This window comes from Streptococcus sp. NLN76, from assembly GCF_015686645.1.
Taxonomy (GTDB): domain Bacteria; phylum Bacillota; class Bacilli; order Lactobacillales; family Streptococcaceae; genus Streptococcus.
In genome coordinates this window covers 1-21310 of the sequence record NZ_JADPMS010000036.1, presented here as the reverse complement: position 1 = coordinate 21310, position 21310 = coordinate 1, and the positions used below count along the sequence as shown (strand labels likewise).

At 41.9% G+C, this 21310-nt stretch carries 18 protein-coding genes; 2 read left to right on the top strand and 16 right to left on the bottom strand.

Annotated features, from left to right (window positions below; translation table 11 throughout):
- Positions 1-934 precede the first annotated feature (934 nt).
- The 5 genes from glnA to gap form a co-directional block, all read right to left on the bottom strand.
- Positions 935-2281, bottom strand: coding sequence for a type I glutamate--ammonia ligase (glnA, locus tag I1A59_RS07245; RefSeq protein WP_196092114.1), 1347 nt, complete (start codon positions 2279-2281; stop codon positions 935-937).
- 13 nt (positions 2282-2294) lie between these two features.
- Positions 2295-2666 (bottom strand): MerR family transcriptional regulator, encoded by a 372-nt coding sequence (locus I1A59_RS07240; RefSeq protein WP_196092115.1) that lies wholly within the window; start codon positions 2664-2666, stop codon positions 2295-2297.
- Between the two features lie 69 nt (positions 2667-2735).
- Positions 2736-3272 (bottom strand): aromatic acid exporter family protein, encoded by a 537-nt coding sequence (locus I1A59_RS07235; protein ID WP_196092113.1) that lies wholly within the window; start codon positions 3270-3272, stop codon positions 2736-2738.
- 61 nt (positions 3273-3333) lie between these two features.
- Positions 3334-4533 (bottom strand): phosphoglycerate kinase, encoded by a 1200-nt coding sequence (locus I1A59_RS07230; protein WP_196092112.1) that lies wholly within the window; start codon positions 4531-4533, stop codon positions 3334-3336.
- Positions 4534-4926: 393 nt separating this feature from the next.
- Positions 4927-5934, bottom strand: a complete 1008-nt coding sequence (gap, locus tag I1A59_RS07225; RefSeq protein WP_196092111.1) for a type I glyceraldehyde-3-phosphate dehydrogenase — start codon at positions 5932-5934, stop codon at positions 4927-4929.
- Between the two features lie 238 nt (positions 5935-6172).
- Here gap and I1A59_RS07220 point away from each other — a divergent pair, with 238 nt between their 5' ends.
- The gene (locus tag I1A59_RS07220; RefSeq protein WP_196092110.1) at positions 6173-7396 is read left to right on the top strand and encodes an MFS transporter; all 1224 of its coding nucleotides are present in this window, start codon (positions 6173-6175) and stop codon (positions 7394-7396) included.
- A 304-nt stretch (positions 7397-7700) separates the two neighbouring features.
- Here I1A59_RS07220 and I1A59_RS07215 read toward each other — a convergent pair whose 3' ends face one another.
- From I1A59_RS07215 to I1A59_RS07165, 11 genes are all read right to left on the bottom strand, one after another.
- A complete protein-coding gene (locus tag I1A59_RS07215) occupies positions 7701-8843 on the bottom strand; it encodes a mannitol-1-phosphate 5-dehydrogenase (RefSeq protein ID WP_196092109.1) in 1143 nt (380 codons plus the stop codon).
- A 13-nt stretch (positions 8844-8856) separates the two neighbouring features.
- The gene (locus I1A59_RS07210) at positions 8857-9294 is read right to left on the bottom strand and encodes a PTS sugar transporter subunit IIA (protein WP_196092108.1); all 438 of its coding nucleotides are present in this window, start codon (positions 9292-9294) and stop codon (positions 8857-8859) included.
- 2 nt (positions 9295-9296) lie between these two features.
- The gene (locus I1A59_RS07205) at positions 9297-11249 is read right to left on the bottom strand and encodes an HTH domain-containing protein (RefSeq protein WP_196092107.1); all 1953 of its coding nucleotides are present in this window, start codon (positions 11247-11249) and stop codon (positions 9297-9299) included.
- Positions 11250-11274: 25 nt separating this feature from the next.
- On the bottom strand, positions 11275-13035 hold the full coding sequence (locus I1A59_RS07200) for a PTS mannitol transporter subunit IICB (protein ID WP_196092106.1): 1761 nt from the start codon (positions 13033-13035) through the stop codon (positions 11275-11277).
- A gap of 358 nt (positions 13036-13393) precedes the next feature.
- Positions 13394-14569, bottom strand: a complete 1176-nt coding sequence (locus I1A59_RS07195) for an MFS transporter (RefSeq protein WP_196092105.1) — start codon at positions 14567-14569, stop codon at positions 13394-13396.
- A complete protein-coding gene (locus I1A59_RS07190) occupies positions 14559-15749 on the bottom strand; it encodes a biotin carboxylase (protein WP_196092104.1) in 1191 nt (396 codons plus the stop codon). Before I1A59_RS07190 ends, I1A59_RS07195 begins: the two co-directional genes overlap by 11 nt.
- 9 nt (positions 15750-15758) lie before the next feature.
- Positions 15759-16739, bottom strand: a complete 981-nt coding sequence (locus I1A59_RS07185; RefSeq protein ID WP_196092103.1) for an ATP-grasp domain-containing protein — start codon at positions 16737-16739, stop codon at positions 15759-15761.
- Positions 16714-16950 (bottom strand): hypothetical protein, encoded by a 237-nt coding sequence (locus I1A59_RS07180; protein WP_196092102.1) that lies wholly within the window; start codon positions 16948-16950, stop codon positions 16714-16716. Before I1A59_RS07180 ends, I1A59_RS07185 begins: the two co-directional genes overlap by 26 nt.
- Positions 16950-18035 (bottom strand): hypothetical protein, encoded by a 1086-nt coding sequence (locus I1A59_RS07175; protein ID WP_196092101.1) that lies wholly within the window; start codon positions 18033-18035, stop codon positions 16950-16952. Before I1A59_RS07175 ends, I1A59_RS07180 begins: the two co-directional genes overlap by 1 nt.
- 428 nt (positions 18036-18463) lie before the next feature.
- Positions 18464-19663 (bottom strand): MFS transporter, encoded by a 1200-nt coding sequence (locus I1A59_RS07170; RefSeq protein ID WP_196092100.1) that lies wholly within the window; start codon positions 19661-19663, stop codon positions 18464-18466.
- Positions 19644-20525 carry a ThiF family adenylyltransferase gene (locus tag I1A59_RS07165; protein ID WP_196092099.1) on the bottom strand — a complete coding sequence of 294 codons (882 nt, stop codon included), beginning with the start codon at positions 20523-20525 and terminating at the stop codon, positions 19644-19646. The genes I1A59_RS07170 and I1A59_RS07165 overlap by 20 nt, the downstream gene beginning before the upstream one ends.
- Positions 20526-20873: 348 nt before the next feature.
- Here I1A59_RS07165 and I1A59_RS07160 point away from each other — a divergent pair, with 348 nt between their 5' ends.
- Positions 20874-21203: a response regulator transcription factor gene (locus I1A59_RS07160; protein ID WP_196092098.1), complete on the top strand. Its 330-nt coding sequence runs from the start codon at positions 20874-20876 to the stop codon at positions 21201-21203.
- Positions 21204-21310 lie beyond the last annotated feature (107 nt).

The following is a 21310-nucleotide window of genomic DNA, read 5'->3' as shown; positions in this document are numbered from 1 at the left end:
TAAGAGGCTGTTTTGTAATTTTATTTTCACGCTCAAGGCGTATTCGAGTTATCTCATGACTCTTATTCATCCAGTTTTAGTTACAGGCTCGGCAAAGCCCTAATAAACTTACGGATTTGTATTGCTCATCTTTATTATATACCTGAACTAATTTTCTGTCATGAGTTAGCAGGCGAAGCCTGCTTGGAGTTTTAGTTTATCTTTTATTACTGTGTTAGCTCGTCTTGCCGTACTTTAGTACTGCCTGCGACTCGCTGCCTTGTACTAAAAGCAAACTAAAAGACTATCTGGTCTATTAATTTAGACATGTGCGTATTCCTTTCTTGTTTCGCTATCTGTAGGACGTCTTAAATTGATGAACATTCCTCTAGTCAATACGTGACTGCCTCCAGTTCTATCAGACACTTATCCTTACAGATACAAGTGAAGTAGGTATACTTCGGTTAACTGTTCACCCCTTCGCTCCACTTCCATTACAGAAGTTTCTTCACTACTATGGGTTCGGCTGACTTCTTGTCGTTCGTTGTTACTAGGCTATTGCCTCGACAAGACCTCACGGGATAAGTCGTACATCTTTCCTCGTTTACTCTCGTGATTTACGCATATAGGTTACGACTACCTTCTTGGACTTTAGAGTTTCCGGCCCCCTTATCCTCCATATACGCCTTACTATCACGTTTCTGTTCGTAGAGCCACGATTTCGCTATCCCTTCCTCTCCCCGCTACCTCACGATAGTCAGGCTTGGGAGTCGCTATTGAGTTCACCGGTAGCAGGTGCCCACAGAGAACTTACACCTCAGATGTACGACATGCCCGTCGTACTGGAAAAAGCTTTCCAGACCGCTGAGCCTGGAAAGCTTTCAACTATTGAATGACGATTTCAAGCGAATTGGAATAGGACCAAGGTTCTCCTACAATCATCGCCCATTAATCATTAATACAACTCTAGGTAGTTGTCAATTTCCCAGCGAGAGACATAGGTCGCATAAGAAGCCCATTCAATACGTTTAGCTTCCAAGAAGTTGGTGTAGATATGCTCACCCATAGCTGCTTTCACGACCTCATCTTCCGTTAAGGCTTTCAAAGCATTGTGAAGAGTTGATGGCAAGTCTGTGATTCCAGCCTCCTTACGTTCTTCCGGTGACATAGTATAGATGTTGGACTCGATTGGTTCTGGCGCCTCAATTCGGTTGGCGATTCCGTCCAAACCAACTTCTAACAATACAGCCATTGCAATATAAGGATTGGCCATTGGGTCCACCGAACGCAACTCCAAGCGAGTACCCATTCCACGACTAGCCGGCACGCGCACAAGAGGCGAACGATTCCGACCTGCCCAGGCAATATAAACAGGGGCTTCGTAGCCAGGTACAAGACGCTTGTAGGAGTTAACGGTCGGGTTCATCACAGCAGTGTAGTGATAAGCGTGTTTCAAGAGGCCACCCAAGAAATGATAGGCGGTTTCTGATAATTGCATGCCGTTCGGGTCTTCAGCATCAAAGAAGGCATTTTGACCATCCGGACCAAATAGAGACATGTTGCAATGCATGCCGGAACCAGCAATCCCATGTTTAGGCTTGGCCATGAAGGTCGCATACATGCCGTGTTTGCGTGCAATGGTTTTAACAACCAGTTTGAACAGTTGGATCTTGTCACACGCCCGCAAGACATCATCATACTTGAAGTCGATTTCATGTTGGCCCACCGCCACTTCGTGGTGACTCGCTTCCACTTCAAACCCCATCTTGGTCAAAACATTCACGATTTCACGACGGGTATTGTCCGCCAGGTCTGTTGGGGCTAAATCAAAATACCCCCCCTTGTCATTCACTTCTAGGGTTGGCTTGCCTTGCTCATCCATCTTAAAGAGGAAAAACTCTGGCTCAGGCCCCAAATTGAAAGAAGAAAAACCAACTTCCTGCATATGCTTCAGAGCCTTCTTCAAATTAGAACGCGGATCTCCCGCAAAAGGTTCTCCTTCTGTCGTATAGACGTCACAAATTAAACCTGCAACACTACCATTCTCATCTCCCCACGGGAAAACAATCCAGGTGTCCAAATCTGGATAGAGGTACATATCAGACTCATTGATTCGCACAAATCCCTCAATCGAAGACCCATCAAACATAGCCTTGTTACTGAGGACCTTATCCAACTGCTCTTCCGTAGCCGGAATTTCGACATTCTTCATCGTACCCAAAATATCGGTAAACATCAACCGAATAAAGGTTACATTTTTCTCTTTGACTTCTCGACGTATTTGTTCTGCAGTGACAGACATAGGAAACTCCTTCTTAAAAATGGTTAGGCCCTAAGGAACCAAACTGACTCGGCCCAGACTGAAACGGCCCTTCCCGCACAATGTCCCTGTGCAAGGCTCTCCGAACAGCCTTTTCACTCATCTTCTGCCGAGATTTTTGCTCCCTCTGATAAAAATTTTTCTTAATCTCCGCAATCGAATAGCCCTCCGCCAGCAAATCCTTAATTTCCAATAAACGATCCATATCGTTTAAAGAAAAAAGGCGGCGATTCCCTTCATTCCGCTCTGGTTTGACCAAACCGTGTTCTTCATAGTACCGAATTTGACGATCGGAGAGATCCGTCAACTTCCTTACACTTGACATGGGAAAAACGGCTAAATGGCGACGTAATTCTTTTTCTTTCATCATCGGAACCTTTCTGTTATCCATTATAAAGCGGGGGAAAGCATCTGTCAAGAAGTCATGTCAGAAAATCTAACGTGGCTTTTTTAAGAGAATAGCTCGAATTCGATCCATATCGTAATTGACTAAAATGGCAATAAAAACGCCAAAAAAAGTCTCAAAAACGCGGGTAAAAACGTAGAGTACAGAGTCTCCATAAGGAATGGACAAACTGATAATCAGAAAAGCAGCCGCCCCCCCAATAATGGCTCCACCTGTATTTGTCGCAACACAAGTCATGATAGTTAACATGACACCGATTGGAACTCCCAAAAGCAGAACCAGAGGATCCGAAGGGAACACCCGCTCCAAAACAAAATAGAGAAGGGCATAAAAACCACCAATGCTGTTGGCGATGATACGGGACATCCCAAAATGGACGCTCTGATCAAAATCCTCCCGCAAGCTAAAAACCGCCGTCAAGGCCGCAATTTGCATCCCTTCCCAACCCCAAAGGTAAAACAGGAGCAAGACCAAGAAAACTGCAAGACCTGTCTTGAAAGTCCGCATGCCCAACCGAAATTTCTTAGGGTTAAAACGATAGCGTTTAAAATAACGTAGTATATTCATAAAAGATCACCCAATTAAAAAGGGGGAGGACAACCGTCCTCCCCAACCTTTTCTAGTGTTCTTATTTTTCAGTCAAGGCTGCCAAACCTGGAAGTACTTTACCTTCAAGCAATTCCATAGAAGCACCACCACCAGTTGAGATCCATGAGAATTTATCTGCACGACCTAGGTTAATGGCTGCAGCAGCAGAGTCACCACCACCGATGATTGATTTCACTTCTGGTTGTTTCACAATAGCATCCATCACACCGATAGTACCAGCTTGGAAATCAGGGTTTTCAAAGACACCCATTGGTCCGTTCCAGACCACAGTTTTCGCACCAGTAAGAGCTTCATCAAATTTAGCGATTGATTTAGGACCAATATCCAAACCAAGGAAACCTTCAGAAACTGCTTCACCTTCTGTATCACGAACTTCAGTGTAGTCTGCAAAAGCATTTGCTTCTTTAGAATCCACTGGCAAGATCAATTTACCATCCGCTTTTTCAAGAAGAGCTTTAGCAACATCTAATTTATCTTCTTCAACAAGTGAGTTACCGATTTCAATACCTTGAGCCTTGAAGAAGGTATAAGTCATTCCTCCACCAATCAAGACCTTATCTGCTTTTTCAAGCAAGTTTTCGATAACACCAATCTTATCAGAAACTTTTGATCCACCAAGAATCGCTACAAATGGACGAACTGGGTTATCAACAGCTTCTTGGATGTATGCAATTTCGTTTTCCAAAAGGAAACCAGCTACTGCTTGTTCTACATTGGCAGAAATACCCACGTTAGATGCGTGTGCACGGTGAGCTGTACCAAAGGCATCGTTTACGAAGATTCCGTCTCCAAGAGAAGCCCAGTATTGACCAAGTTCAGGATCGTTCTTAGACTCTTTCTTACCGTCTACATCTTCGAAACGAGTGTTTTCGACAAGAAGCACTTGACCATCTTCCAGCGCATTGATCGCTGCTTCCAACTCAGCACCACGAGTTGCACCTGGAATGAAGACAACATCTTGACCTAGTTTTTCAGCAAGTGCTGCTGCAACTGGAGCCAAAGATTTTCCTTCTTTATCTGCCTCTTCTTTCACACGACCAAGGTGAGAGAACAAGATTGCACGGCCACCTTGCTCAAGAATGTACTTGATCGTTGGTAGCGCCGCTGTGATACGGTTGTCATTTGTAATAACGCCATCTTTCAAAGGTACGTTAAAGTCCACACGAACAAGGACTTTTTTGCCCTTCAATTCAACGTCTTTTACAGTCATTTTTGCCATGATACAAAAACCCCTTTTAATTTTTTATACAATCCCATTATATCACACTTAAAGCATTTGTGAGAAAGGAAACAAAAACTTGTCCTTTCTTTTTCATTCCGACAAGACGACATCTGAGCCTTCCAAGGAAAACCGCTGAACCCTTCTACTTTTGAATATCGCAAACTGAACTGCACGAAAACTCCTCTGAAACACTCTTTCCCCTCACTTTCCGTCTCCTAATACTCATCACATTTCAAAATCTGAAAATGTGTTAATCCTCTTCGCCGAACCCTAGTTCTGCCTTCATCGGATTGCCTGTTCAGATTTCGAACTGTTTCGAGTATAAACTTCCACACAACAAGACAAAGAGCCAAAAAAACCTGCCCGAGGGCAGGTTTTCTCACTCAATGATTATTTTGCAAGTTTTGCAAAGTACTCAAGAGTACGTACCAATTGAGCAGTGTATGACATTTCGTTGTCGTACCAAGATACAACTTTAACCATTTGTTGTCCGTCAACATCAAGAACTTTAGTTTGAGTTGCGTCAAACAATGATCCGTATGACATACCTACGATGTCTTGTGATACCAATTGGTCTTCAGTGTAACCGTATGACTCGTTAGAAGCTGCTTTCATAGCTGCATTTACTTCGTCAGCAGTTACGTTCTTATCAAGAACTGCAACCAATTCAGTAACAGAACCTGTTGGTACAGGAACACGTTGTGCAGCACCGTCAAGTTTACCGTTCAATTCAGGGATAACAAGACCGATTGCTTTAGCCGCACCAGTAGAGTTTGGTACGATGTTTGCTGCAGCAGCACGTGCACGGCGAAGGTCACCACCACGGTGTGGACCGTCAAGAAGCATTTGGTCACCAGTGTAAGCGTGGATTGTAGTCATCAATCCTTGTTTCACGCCAAAGTTGTCGTGAAGAGCTTTTGCCATTGGAGCCAAACAGTTTGTAGTACATGACGCACCTGAGATAACTGTTTCAGTACCATCAAGGATGTCATGGTTAGTGTTGAATACAACTGTTTTAACGTCGTTTCCACCAGGAGCAGTGATAACAACTTTCTTCGCTCCACCTTTAAGGTGTTTTTCAGCACCTTCTTTAGATGCGAAGAAACCAGTTGCTTCAAGAACGATTTCAACACCGTCGTTAGCCCAGTCGATTTGTTCTGGATCACGTTCTGCAGAAACTTTAACAAAAGTTCCGTTTACATCAAATCCACCTTCTTTAACTTCCACAGTACCGTTGAAGCGACCTTGAGTTGAGTCATATTTCAACAAATGTGCAAGCATAACTGGATCAGTAAGGTCGTTGATACGTACTACTTCAACACCTTCAACTTCTTGAATACGACGGAAAGCAAGGCGTCCGATACGTCCGAAACCGTTGATACCAACTTTAACTACCATTCGTGATTTCCTCCTTATGAAAATCAAAAAGATTTATTGTGAAAAGAGTAACTTGTAAACCTACAAGCTCTTTCAACACATCTATTATATACCGAATTTGGAAAAAAGGCAAGATGGGAATAACGACTTCCCAAAATCTCTATGCTCCAAGCTTTTTTCGAGTCAAGTTCTTTGACTCTCCCCCGTCAAGGTGCTATATTTATTCCTGTAAGCGTTATCATTCACAAAGGAGGTTCTTATGGAAAGTAAATCCATATCGAAAAAGACGGGTATTCTCATGTTCTACACCCTCTTACTTGCTTATATTACCTTTGCCGCCAGTTGGGTTGGTGGCTCGACCTTGGGTCCACAAATTGTGGCTAGCTTCTTCGGAGATAAAGGTGTTGACCCAACCATCTCTGAAATGGTGAACTATACCATTACCGTTGCCCGCGTTGTCGCAAACTTTTTAGCTGCGGCTGTTCTTGTCAAGTTTGGGATTAAGCGCGCTGCCCAAATTGCCATCGGACTACTCTGTTTTGCCTTAGTAGCCGTTTGGATGCCAAATTATTGGCTTTATATCTTGGCTCGCATGATCATGGCCTTAGGTGGCTCCATGATTATGGTCTACATGAACCCCATCGTGGTTCGCTTTGTAAGTCAAGAAAATAAGATTTTCTATTCCTCCTTGATAACAGCCAGCTATAACATCGGTGCCTTTATTATTGCAATTGCCTTTGTCTTCTGGGCAGACACCCTTCGCTTGGATTGGCGCCTAACCCTTTCAGCCGTTGCCTTTGTAGCCTTAGTCCTCTTTGTTGTATGGCTGCTCAAGGCCCAAGACTTCGAAACAGGAAGCACACAAGCCCAAGATGCAGCTGCTAGCTACTCCTATAGCCAAGCTCTCAAAGATCCTTTTGTCTGGCGCTTTGCAGTTGGATTTGCTGCCTTTTTGATTCTTTATGTTATGTCCCTTAACTCAATCCCTGGACAGTTGGCTAAAGAATTCCCTGATTTCTTTACTTCCGGTTACATGATTTGTGCCATCTCCGGTGGGGGGATCGCAGGAACCCTGGTTCGTCTCAAGAGCCCTGTTAACCGACCGCGCAAGCCTTACTTAATCCAACTTGGCATCCTGGCTATCGCAACCATGGCCGCTGGAATTAGTAGTATCGCCCTCCTCCATTTACCTTTGGTTGGCTACCTCTTCTTCTTCGCAACCGGCTTCTTAATCTTTTACCAATATGCCGTCTACCTCAATATCCCACATGAACTCCCTAATATGAATCCGCAAAAAGCGACCCTCATGTTCGGAATCATCTGGGGAATTACCTACGGACTCTATACAATCTTAAACTACTTCTGGAGCTGGATTTATGGCCACCTCGGCTTCTGGCCTTCCGCCCTCTTTTACCTCGCGGTGCCTGTGATCTACCTCGCCATGGTCCTCACACTCCCAGAAACTTACAAGAAAACAAAATAAGGCATAGGCCCCTATGGGGAACCTTTGCCTTTTTCTTATTATACTCTTTTAGTTTATCTTTTATTACTGTGTTAGCTCATCTTGCCGTACTTTAGTACTGCCTGCGACTCGCTGCCTTGTACTAAAAGCAAACTAAAAGACTATATTTGAAAAATTAAACAGGCCACTTTCACATCTCAGACTAATTCCTGAGGAAAATGGTACCTTTCTCAATAACAAAGTCAGCAAAGTCTGCCCCCTATTTCAACCACAAAAACCCGTCACACGTTTACTAGGTGACGGGACTCATTCTATGTTCTGTTCTTTATTTTTCCAACTGGGCTATAAGGGCCTCTAAAACTTCGCCTTCTTCTAATCCTGTCACTTCTAGAACCACTTCTTTGACAGGTTTTGTAGCTAAGAGTTCTTGCAATTCAACGGATTGAGGGTCGTTTACATCCTGATAGGCAAAGACTGCAGCAACGGTTTCTAGTAGGTGTTGGTAGGATAAGTTACGCTCTGCCAATTCACGAATTGGACGAATAAAGCGCTCATCATAACCCAATTTGCGGATAGGTGTTCGTGCTACACGCGCAATATCATCAACAATATAAGGATTTTCAAAACGACTGATGATGACCTTATGATACTCTTCCAATCCAGTCTCCTCAAAGCCCCATTTGGCTACAAGCAGGCTGCGAATTTCAGCCAAAACGGCTTCAACTTGTCCTTTAACCTCTGGGTTTTGCAAGGCTTCCAGAATGGTCTTAGCCCCAGCCTTAGCTCCAGTATAAGCTGAAGTCGCGTGTCCGGAGTTCACCGAGAAGAGTTTGCGTTCGATAAAAGGTTCCAAGTCCTCTTCATAATGAACCTGTTCTAAACGTAGTTCTGGATTTTTCATTCCCTTGGTTTCAACAACCCACTCTTTAAATGGCTCTACCACTACATAAAGAGGATCTTCATGACTTTGAGCTGGTACAATCCGGTCAACGGCTGCATTTGGGAAACCAACATGTTTAGCCACATAAGCTCGACCTTCTTCAGATAGATAGCCATCCACTTCCTTAGCTAGGAAACTAGAGCCACCAATCATATTTTCACAAGCTAGAATATCCACATTTCGATGATGATTCTGTGCTAAACGCTCCTCTAAACCACGCGCAATCACTTCTGCGATAAACGGAAGGATATTCGGACCAATAGCAGTTGTCACCAAGTCCGCCTCCGCAATTGCTTGAATAACTTGGTCAGGGTTCTGACCATTGTTAATCCCTCGAACCCGTGAAACCTGAATCTTAGGCTGACCTTCTTGGGCAATCTCTATCGTATAAGATTGTTTCTCATTAAGAGCATTGATAATTTCTTCATTGACATCTACAAAGGCGATTTCAAAATCATTATCAGTTAATACTTGACCAATAAAACCACGACCAATATTTCCTGCACCAAAATGAACTGCTTTTTTCATAGCTTTTCCCTCCCTAAGCTACACTTTCTAGAAGTTGCTTGATTTCTTCCACACTTTGAGCATCTGCCAATTTCACAACATTATCGACATCCGCACAGAAGATGGATATTTTTTGAATCATTTCCAAATGATCATCCCCAAGTCCTGCAATTCCAAATAAAATAGTCGCAATCTTAGGATCCTCTTCCGCTCCAAAATTCACACCTGCAGGAACCTGGACAATGGTAATTCCAGATGATAAGACTTCTTTCTTAGCCGCATCGGTTCCATGTGGAATCGCGATAAAGTTCCCCATATAAACGGAGAGGTCTTGGTTCCGTTGAATCATTGCTTCGATGTAAGCTTCTTCGACATGACCCGCCTCTTGCAACTGGCGTCCACAAAAGCGAATGGCTTCTTCTTTAGTGGCAAAAGTTTGCTTTAAATGAATGAGCTTATTTTGAAGTTCCATAATTATTCTCCGATTTTTTTCATTTTTTCTGCAAAGATTGTATTCAACAATTGATACAAAATTTCCTGGTTACCTGTCCGGTAAATTTCTGTGTAGAGCTTGTTTTCAATAATCGATTGACTGATAGCCGTCATTAAATCCCGTATTTCTTCCCGCTCACCTACTGGAGTCAGCATCAACAGTAGCCTCTGAACCGCCTCCTCTTCCTGATTCATAGATGGAGTATAGACAGCATTAGACAATTGAGCAATCACAAATTGACTGGTCTCAACCCGACTCGTTTGAGTGTGCAAGAGGGCTAGATTGGTCTGCGGAATTGCCAAAGGACTTTGATAAAAACGATCCAAGAGCTTTTGGCTGACATACTGCGCATCCAAAACCCCATCCAGCTGTCCCACAACTGTTTCCACTGCCCTTTCAAAAGAGGGTTGTGAAGACAATTCCAACAAGCGGAATTGATCTAAGAGATGGCGGCTGGCTTCCAAATAAGCCGGTAAATCATAGGCCTTCTCCTCCTCGATCACCACTCTTTCCCGCACAGTGCGATTCTCCTGGACCTTCTGCAGCGTTTCCTGCAATTCTAGCATTTCCTGGGTACTTGGAAAGGTCGATATCAACTGAAACTCTTGCTGCGCTAGGGGTTTCGTAGTCAAACAATAGTCATACGAATCCAATTGTAAGCCCTCTAATTTGCTGGAACTCCTTACCTCAATTCCTTCAACGAAGGGAGCGATGGTTTTGATTTTGGAAACCAAAACGCTAGCTGAGAGGGGCCGTTCATCCGTCACAAGCAACAAGCGGATCGGGAAAATTTCTGGACTACGCCGCAGGCTGGCGGCAAAGTGCAGAGTAACCAATTCATACTCATACTCATTGTGGATATAAGCTGGAAAGAGCTCCTGCATCAAGAGACTAACCAGTCGGTGTAAAAAAGGATTTCCCTGACTGGTTAAAAAGGCCATATTCGCCGTTTTTCCTTCTGGAAACAAGACCGGGACTGCTAAACTCAGCCTTATATGATTAAACAAAAAGGAAAAAAGCAATTGATCCTTCATAAAATCACTTTTACTAAAACGCGAGACCGAATCAATCAATTGAGTGACACTGTAATAAAAACGACTGTCAAAGCTCTCTCGAAAGAGTGGCACTTCCTGACGGCGGATAATCAATTCATCCACCATGGAAGCAAAGTAAATAATTTCCTGTAAATTGTAAAACTGCTTGGTCGCTGACGACAGCTGACGAAAGAGTTTCTGGGAAAACTCTAAAGCTTCCTTGGACAACTCAAACTGCTGCTCCAACTGCCCCTGATTATCTGCTAGAGAAAGAAGCAGAATCAGAAATTGCTTGAGCTTAGGATCAACTTCTCCAAGTACTGAAGCTAGATTCTCAAAAGTAGTCCGACAAGCCGAAACAATAGCAGGATTTAAAACTGAAAATCCCGGATAGTGATCCGACCAAAAATCTTGAACACTGATCGCATTAGCTAAAAGAATCGCTAAGACCCTGCGTTTTTGAGACGAAGTTCCCAGCAAACTATAGCCCTTAGAGCGGGATAGAGAGAGTTGAAAATCTTTCAGTCTAGCTTCAATAGCAGCAATATCCTGAATCACAGTCACATTGGAGACCAGATAGGTCTCCTGCAGACTTTCATTGGTCAAAGCCTGATCCGCCAAGAGAAGATCATAGGTTATCAAAAGTTGGCGGCGGCTAGGACTATAGGCTTCTTGACCACCTAAATCAATCAGTTGAGACAAATCTCCCTCAAGATAGTATTTTCTCCCATCCTTAACAAGTTCGATACCCTTAGTTTCCAAATAAGGAGTCAAATCAGATAAGGTTCGATAAACCGTTCGAGTTGAAACCTGTAAAATTTCTGTCATTTCCTTCAAGGAAAGCTTCCCTACTTGGAGGAAAGCTTTCAGAAGGTCTTCTTCACGTTTGCTTAGTATCATAGCTTTATTATACTAAACTTTTTACTTATTGATGGATGCGATCCACCATTTTGTCATATTCCGGAGTGGTTACCAAGCTATCCACCACCAAGAGTTGAGCTTCTGGAGCAGCTTGTTGAACTGCAGCCTGATTAGCAATTGTGCTGACCAATAAAATGTTTTTAGCGTTGTGCTCAGCCAAATCTGCTAGAGGTACAGTCGCAACTGGAATTCCGATGTCACGGTTTTTAAAGATGGCACTGAGCGTTGCCTGTCCCATGGTTGCAGATCCTTGAGCTTGGTCATAAGGGAAGACCACTTCATCCACATAGTTTAGGTCTACTTGCCCTTGCGCTTCTGGTCGTGGATCCGCTTCAAAAATGACCGCTGGCTTTCCAGCCAACTTGCTGACAATATCATCATATTTTGGAGAGGTTAGGAAGTTATCTACAGCAACATGGATGGCCCGTGGAGTTCGTTGAGCAGCACGATCGGCCAATTCCTCTTGAGTAACAATCAAGGTGTTCTCTGTGTCTTCCAAGGCTGAGATGGCCTTGTTGGAAACTGGAATATCCAAGCCAGCTTTTTTAACCTTGTCACGAAGGAGAGAAGCACCCATAGCGGAGCTACCCATTCCTGCATCACAGGCGAAAATGATTTGTTTTACTGTTGCGGAAGAAATTTCCTCAGCGATTGGAGCTAAAGGCTGCCCTTTTGATGCTGCTTTGGCAGCCTTGCTAGCAGCTTGTGCCTCTTCCAAACTTTCTCCTTCAGACTTATCAGCCTTCAAAATAAGGGATGCGACTAAGAAGGAAGCTAGAGCACCCGCAAAAACGCCGGCCAAGACAGCAAGGAGATTGGCAAGGTAACCATCTCCCTTAGGGACCATCCCCATGATGGCAATGATAGAACCTGGAGACGCCGCTGCACCAAGACCTGCATTCAAAAGTTGGAACGCAAAAGTACCTGACACACCTCCGGCAATCGCTGCCAAGAAGAGGGCGGGTTTCATCATCACATAAGGGAAATAAATTTCATGAATCCCACCAAAGAAGTGGATAATCATCGCACCCCAGGAAGAAGATTTGGCAGAACCCTTACCAAAGAAGGCATAGGCTAGGAGGATACCCAAACCTGGTCCAGGGTTGGCTTCAAGCAAGAAGAGAACGGATTTCCCTGTCTCAAGCACTTGCTCAGCCCCCAGCGGTGTGAAAATCCCATGGTTCAACGCGTTGTTCAAGAAAAGAATCTTAGCAGGTTCAATGATGATATTGGCAAGAGGCAGGAGCTTCATCGCCACAATGGCTTCTACCCCATCTCCGATCATCGCCGTCATACTCTCAACAAAAGGCCCCACAATCTTGAAGGACAAGAGCATTAAGGCAAATCCAAGCAACCCAGCTGAAAAGTTGTTCACCAACATTTCAAAACCAGGACGAATCTTAGGCTGCACAGCTTGGTCAAATTTCTTAATCGCCCAAGCCCCAAAAGGTCCTACCACCATGGCACCAATGAACATCGGAACCGTAGTACCTGCAATGACCCCCATTGTAAGGATAGCACCAACGACCCCACCCCGTTGACCATAGACGTTAAAACCTCCAGTATATCCAATTAAAAGAGGCAAGAGATAGGTAATCATTGGCCCAACAATTGTCGCAAAGGACTCATTTGGCAACCAACCTGTCTCAATAAATAATGAGGTTAAGACACCCCAAGCAATAAAAGCACCAATGTTAGGCATAACCATATTGGACAAGGTTGTCCCTAACTTCTGCAGACGTACACGAAACGATTGCGATTCCATGACACGACCTCCCATCTTTGATTTCTATCCTTAGTATACCGACAAAAAACCAGACAGGAAACTCAAATCTTGTCACACTTTTTGTGACACAGCAAAAAATCGGCGAACTCACCGATTTCTCACTATTTTTGAAAAAAGCCAAGTGCCTCTTAAACTGATAAGTGCTACAAAATCAGAATGGGAATTGCTTCATATACTCTTTTAGTTTATCTTTTATTACTGTGTTAGCTCGTCTTGCCGTACTTCAGTACTGTCTGCGACTCGCTGCCTTGTACTAAAAGCAAACTAAAAGACTATAAAATCACATTCATGTCTAAGGTAATATCTTTTTATGATGTAAGGTTTACTTCTTTTTTCCTCAACTCTTTGCCATCTTCGTAAACAGCCTTAGTACTCCACAGCAAAGGATTAGCTGGGTAAAGCCGATATACATAAATACGGACCAATTTTGCAAGTTAATCCAAGAGGCAACCATACTGCCTAGGGGAACGAAGATTTCGACCATTGTGAAAATAATGCTAAACACGCGTCCTAACATATTGGGTTGAATGCTTGTCTGAATATGTGACATAAAGAAAATATTAAAGATTGTTACACTTCCAGAAAAAATACCACACAGCACCAAAATCAATAATTGGGACCGTCCTACGAAGCCTAACCCAATCCAAGCTAGAGACCCTATAATCAAAAAATAAAAATAGTGATTTGGTCCCAATTCCCTCTTACCGAACCAGGTCACAATCAGGGAGGCTAGAATGCTACCAACCGACTGTGCGATCAAAATATAGGCATAAATATTGTCAAATCCTGAAAAAATCGGTGTAGACGGTAGATAAAAGGTATAGATAGCATCTAGAAAATTAATCAGGGCCGCCGTGACGAGCACATAAAATATTTGTTTATCCTTATAGATGTAGACCAAACCATCCTTCAGACCCTGTCCTAATTTTGATTTTGAACTTTCGGTCTTATGCAAGATTTCAAAACGATGTTCACACCATGCGGAAACTAGAAATGAAAATGAGTTAATGAGCATGGCATATCGAAATCCAAGTTGGGAAACCACGACTAGAGCTAGAAGTGGAGATGCCACACTCACTATTTCTGCGATCAACTTGGATAATGAATTGTATTGAAAGATAGCTGTTTTAGATAACAAATCTCGAATAACCGCCCGATAGGCAGGCGAATTGAAACTATATAAGATGGCTAACAGGGTATTTACAAGAATCAAAGCCCATATATTTTCTGGGTTATAAACCAGAAAGAGAACAAACGTTGCTAGTGCTGCAATCAAGTCTGTCACGAGGAGGATTCTTTTTCTATTGTAAAAATCTGCAACATGTCCGCCAAGGAGATTGAAGATTAATTGGGCTAAAGATTCACTGGACTGATACAGCATCATGAGAAAAGGAGCACTAACTGGATGGCGACTGATCAACAATCGGTTAGCATAGTCAAAAATGACATTTCCAAAATGATTTATCTGCCCTCTCACCAATAAGCGAAAAATATTTCGTTGTTCAGCTTTCATCCAGATATCCTCTTAACCACTGTAACAGTTCTTGCCATTCGTCTTCGTTTTTCAACAGTAAGCTCAGTAAAAATCGTAGTTCACCAACAGACTTAGCTGCTCGATGTCTGTCAGGGTATTCTCTGAAATAAGTGAGTGAATAGGGAGGTTCCGGCTTCGTTTGCTCTCTACCATTTTGTAGAAATAAAATGGAGGCAGCAACAGTTGCCGAAATGACCAACTTCGAAGTCGTATCCTCTATCGGAGGTCTTCCACCGGAGCTTGATTCTCCTTCTTCTATACCTCTTTCCGTATCAGCCCTTTGTGTCACATCCATGTGTTCAGTTTCTAACTGAAGTTCCCAGTACCTTTTTAGGACATCTACACCAAAAGCAGTTTCAATGAGAAGTGGGATATTCCCACCGCCAAAGCGTTTACCGACTTCACAAAAAGCGAGCTCATCCGTTTTTGAGTTGTAAAAAAATTCAGCGTGAAAAGGGTGCACGCGCTCAGTCCCTAAAGCCTCTAAGACTTTTTGTGTCTCCCGTTGTAACCGCTGAATAAAATCTAAATCTGCATACCGAGAGTTTGTCCGAATAACCGTGCAATACTTTTCTCGACTATCCAAGACAGTTCCAAGATATTCATGGCTGTAGAAGTAGCGAATAGTCCCATCAATCGCCAGTCCATCACAAGTAAACATATAATCATGTTCAAAAACTTCTTCAAGGAGTTGTTGACTTGTATCAAACCCTTCTGGGAGAGAAGTTAAACGAGATACCCCTTTTGCGGCTGACCCGTTTCGGGCTTTTACCATAAAATTAGATGGTAACGGTTCTTGTGGATTTAATAGTCGGGGCTGATTTACATGTCCCTCTACTTGTTGTCGCATGCGCTTTTTATCCTTGTACAGAAAACCTAAACGCCACCGCCCTTTTTCTTTTGACAGGAATGAATGAACCAACGCAACAATATCCATGAGATCTTCATCCAGGGTAAAAAGGTCTTCGATATCCGAACGGCTGTCAAAAAAATCTAAAAGAGCCCAAAGTTCGAAATCGTCTAATACAAAAATTTGTTCTGTGGGAAAGCCACGATCGACATAGGCCGATCGAAGTGCAGGAGGACACACAATTGCAAGATTTTCAGAATATGGAACCTGTACAGTAATAGGAGAATAGCGGTAAACAAAATACTTCATGAGAACCTCCTAAAAATAATGAGTTTCTTGGAGACACCAAGCTTCAGCTGCTAATAGCTGGCGACGAACTGTTTCAAAGTCCTTTCCAACGAAGGACAGTCCCAGTACTGCATCTGCACTATGCTGGGCAGATTGGATTTTTCTACCGATTTTCGTATATAAAATCGTATCATAAATTCCAAACTCCTCTAATTTTTCAGGTGTCAAATCGGGAATTCGTTGTAGTACACCTGATTTTTTAGCAGTCAACAGCCATCCTACTGCCGGAAAATGCTCTGGTAATTCAGGAAGATTATGCTTACCTACCGCAGTCAGTAACAGAGCAAAGGGATCCTGCCCAAACTTCCTTTCCAGATTTTGGCGAATTCGAGCACCTCCCATTCGACAGGCAATCTCCAAGAAAATGATCTCTTCACCAGTATAAAAAACTTCTAAGTGAAATAAATAAGTATCTTTGGAATCGAGTGACCTAGCCAAATGAATAGCATAGTCTCTCAAGGGAGCATAGTCACGATGGTTCTGCTCCAAGGAAACAGCAGCAGCCGAAATCCCTTCCTTTATAAGTAATGGATTATAAAGATAGCGAGAAGGCTCACAATAGATAACTTGACCAGAAGCAAGGAGACCGTCAATATGGTAAATATCTCCTTCAATATACTCTTGTAGGAGCAAAGATGGAAAATCCAAGTCCTCAAGTCTTCCTACTCCCTCACTTGCCTCTAAAGGAAATGTGTCTACTGAACCTGCGCCAGCTAAAGGCTTAACAATTATTTTTCCATGAGTTCTCAAAAACTCTTCTGCTTCCTGAAATGACTGAACCCTAGTACTATTCGGAACCCTGAAACCTAACTCCCGTACGCGTTCGGTCATCACATTTTTGTTTCGAAAAACCTTGGCCAATGCAGCACTCTGACCGGGAATTCCATAATTCTCCCTCAAGCGAGCTGCCACTTCAACATCAAATTCATCTAAGGCAAGCAAGGCATCCAAATGCTCCTTTTTCTAGCCAGTTTCCACAAACCATCTCAATATTTTCTTGATAATTTTCAACCATAACCAAAGTTACATTGGCAGGTTTTTCCTTCTCAAAAGCCTCTCGTTTACCCCTATCAATAAATAGAGCATAATCATCTCCTGATTGTAAACAATCATAAATTGTTGTATACCCCAAGCTAAAGGGGTGCAATAATCCAATTCTCATTAGCGATAACTTTCTAGCGGATTCGCATATTGATTCCGCGACCAATCCCGATGATAAGCAAAATTCTCTTTCGGTTGTTCCAACTCCAGTTCAGGATCTATCCATTTTTGAAAAAGTTTAAGAGGAAGTCCCCAAGTATTTAGGGCATATTCTGCCGAAATAACTTTCTTACTTCTCCGAATTCTCATTAAGGCATTTTCTACTGTCAATTGATACTGCTGATACATCGGATGCAAAAATGGGCTTAATTCAGGAAAAGCGTCTATAAACAACTCAAAGCTTAAATCAGCTAAATCCATCTCAACAAATAACTCCCGCGCCAATTTCTTCACCACATAGGCCTGTTTCTTATGCCCCGCATCTCCGACCGCAGATAGAAGTTCTGTTAACGCCTCGCTCTGACTCAATATAAAGTGTGTTAAGCTATGACTATTAGTCTCCTGAAACATTCGTTCATAGCGAGACTTCCACACACAAGTTTCATAGATGGAAGCAACACCCTCTTGAATCATTTCCATCCGACGTGGAAAGAAGACACTGTCCAATTTAACCAAGGACTTTCCATGGTAATCCACTAAAACATAGTTCATAATCGTCACCAAGCCTTCGTGATATCGGATACAAAACTTTACATAATAATGCGTTCCTTCAATTGGCAGATTGCAATACAAACGGTCCTTAGGAATCGTTATAAGACCAACATCTAACTGCTGCAGTTCCTTTTGAACAGCCTCAATATCGGGAGCAATAACAAAAATATCCTCATTTGAAACCTGTAGTTCCAAAATTTCGTCCACAAATTTCTGCATAATCTGCACATACCTAACAGGCTCAAACGAAAATAATCCAATTAAGTTTTGAAAAGGTGCTGCTAATGGATTGACTAAATTTGAAGGATAGGTTGTACGAAAGCAGGCTTGCTCCTTCATAAAAATACCTGACTCATTAGTCGTAAAACTCCCAACCTCGTCTTGAATAGGTGAGAAGGTAAATAGATACTCATCGCTGCGAACAAGTGGAGAAGAAGATAATTGTTGAGCTTGATAGACTTTTTGAAATAAGTCACGAAAGATAGCATTTCCCATTGATGCTCCCCTTTTCATTTACACAGTTGATTGAAAACAACTCTCCCTGACCTTGTGACATGATCTCTTCCCCCATCTCTTTAACAATGTGTTTTGAAACTTCAGAAATTAGTGTAATAGACGGGTGGCGACCATCAATTTGAAATGGTGAGCGTATTTTCTCTACATAAAATTTGAATCATTCATATTCTGGAAAGTAATATTCCTTTCCAATATCCATAATACCATTTTTCAAGATTCTAAAATTTTCAGAAGTCGCAATTGTCAAATTCTGAAATGATTCCGATGCCTTTAAGAGAACATAGGGAATTGAAAATTGAATCATTGCACTAGGGTTTATTTCCAAAGAGGCTGGAATCAAGTACCAGCCCCTTAATTTTAGTTAGTGAAAACTTTCTGATAAATAATACTATAAATAACTAGTTGAATCATTTCGATACAAAGTTAGATATTTTTGAAAAAAGCCAAATGCCTACAAGGATGGTTGCTCCATTGATGACCAGTCCAAGCATTTGGATATTATCATATACGCTAGGGATTAACAGGCTGAGTATGGCAAAAAAGGTATAGAGTGTTACAATAGCAGAATTCACTAGCGATAACTCATCATGATTGTAACTTGCATAAATCAATTTGTTAAACATATTCCCTGAGATACCGATAATTACAAATCCCAGAAAAAGAAAGAACAGTTTGAATTGAGGAATTGGTATCAAAAATACCAAAACAAAGGACAGGCCTGACAAAATATAATCTAAAGGAAAAAAGACTCGAGGATCCATCTTGACGTAAGGTGCAAGGATTGCCCCCAGAAGATCTGCCCCACGTTGTAGCCCTAAAACCAAACCCAGATAGGCTACCGAATAACCTTGAGAAATCAGGTAAATCGGTGTAAGAGTCAGCAACAAATCCGTTCCACCACTCAAGACAGCTTCTGTCAAAACAATATAGAAAGAATCCTTAGATTCTGATAAAGCCTTAAATGACGCAGCTCGATCGATTTTCACTCCCTCAACATCTTCCTCCATCTCATCCCCCCTAGAATCTGGAATACGCAGGCGGAATAGGAAATAAAGGGCCGCGATAAAGAAGGGCAAACTGAGCTGCATCAAGACCAAGTAAGAAATGAATCCTAAAAGTACAGATGCAACAAAGTTACTGGTAATATCCAAGACATTTCCTGCCAAATATTGGATATCTACTGACTTGTTAAGCAATTCATCATTATTATCCAGGACAGAGGGAATGACCTTCATCTGCAGGTTATTCAAACAGACAGTCACAAAGCTAAAAAGAAAATTCAAACTCACCATCCATGGCAGTGGCCAAGCCTGTAGCAAACAGAGTAGAATACCAGCCATGATGGCAAGCTGGACCAACTGCAAACTCAATATTGCTAGGCGATTCCTTCGAATAGCTTGTAAATAAGGTCCATAAGCAGCTGCAAACAAACGTGGTAACATCCCAACTAGAGTAAAGAGGGATAGACTCGCAGCATCCACCTGATAAACCTGAACTAAACCAAGTGATAACGCAATCAGGTAAAAAGAATCCGCAATATTCCTGCTCGCTGAACTTAGGATAAGTCGATAAAAATTAGGGGTTAGATTAGCCCGTTTCTTCTTCATGTAAAGTCACCACCTTCCAGTCTAAACAGTCTAATTGCATATAAAATGGCAGTTTTATCAATTCAGTTAAGATATCAAAAATTTTCAATGAAATGACACTAGCCGCCAAATATGAAATAGGAGAGATAACACTAGTAATATATTCATGCTCCAGCAATTGGTCATCAGTGACTGCGTATTGATCGTAGAAATTCTTTAAACTCATTGTTTTCTCTTGTTGAACTGCAAGATAATTAACTACTGTGGATGCATAAGAACCAATTACAAGTGGAATGTTGTATTTCTCAGTGAGCTCACCAAACCAGTAATCAATTTTTATACGAGGAGTATCTGCACAACAGACCACAACATCAAAAGAATCTGCCAGATAGCATTCCTCCAAATCCTGAAAGTTAGAGATCTTCTTTTTAATAACTCCACTTTGTCTTGTTAAATTAGACTCTTCAACTACATCAAAATCAACAATGGTAAGTTGACGAACACCTAAGCGAACTAAAATTTCTGCAATTGTAGAGCCAATACCGCCAACTCCAACTATGAGAATATGGGAATTAAATAATTTCTCTTGATATAGTGAAGGGTCTAAATTGCTTGTAGTATCAATCCATTCAAAGAAATTAAGATTACGAGAAAACCTTGAATCATCGTATTTATTAATCGTTATAAGACCCAATTCAGTCATCCTGTTCACCAGTTTCTGTTCTTCAGTCGTAAATTGGTCAAACTCTTGATTATCTAATCTTTTTATAATTTTCAGAAGGTCGTCAGACAAAGGCAAACTTCTTTCTATTGATGAATTACCAAATCCAAACCTAATCTGTGATCCATCCACAAATGGTTGTAAAGTCCTTTTTATTCTCATCAGCTTCCCCCATTTTTAAAAAAGGGAGCTAGAATTCTAACTCCCAGAATGAACTTCACATTTGAAAAAAATCAACAAATGATTAGTCATTAATTCACTATATAAGACTGGCAAAAGATACCTATCTTCCCCCAACACGATGTGAAACATTTTCTTGAACGGAAACAATCATAATATTTACCTCCTGTTGACTTTTTGCTAACGTTAACAAATTAAGTGTATCAAACACTAGCTTTTCCGTCATGAGTAATTTGTGCAAAATTCTGAATTATTTTATAAATAACCTGTTGATTCCCCAAATCTTGTGATATACTACTATAAATATAGTACGTTGAGAGGGGGGATATTATGACTGTACTCTTCATCGGTCGGAGAGAGTTCTTAGCACAAGCGCTCTCACATATTTACAAAGAGCTAACATTTGATTTATTCTTAAACGATTGGACTGAGAGTTATTTAGATTTAATTGCCCAGAATCATCCTAGATTGGTAATCCTCGAGATAACTCGACCCGAACGACGGGCTTTTTCTGCTTGCCAAGCAATTCGTCAATCCTTTCCAGAACAAGCAGTCCTACTCTTCTCCACTCATTATCGAGAAAACTATTTGCAACTGAGTCAAAGCAGCCAAGCTAATGGTTATCTTCATCAGGATTTACCCCAAATTATTCATACCTAACTTAAAAACCTTCCAGAAACCGTATTGATCACAGGGTTTCTGGAAGGTTCTGCTTTTCACCCATTGGGTGAAACATTCGACTAGACAAAAAAGGATTTCCCCTTTAT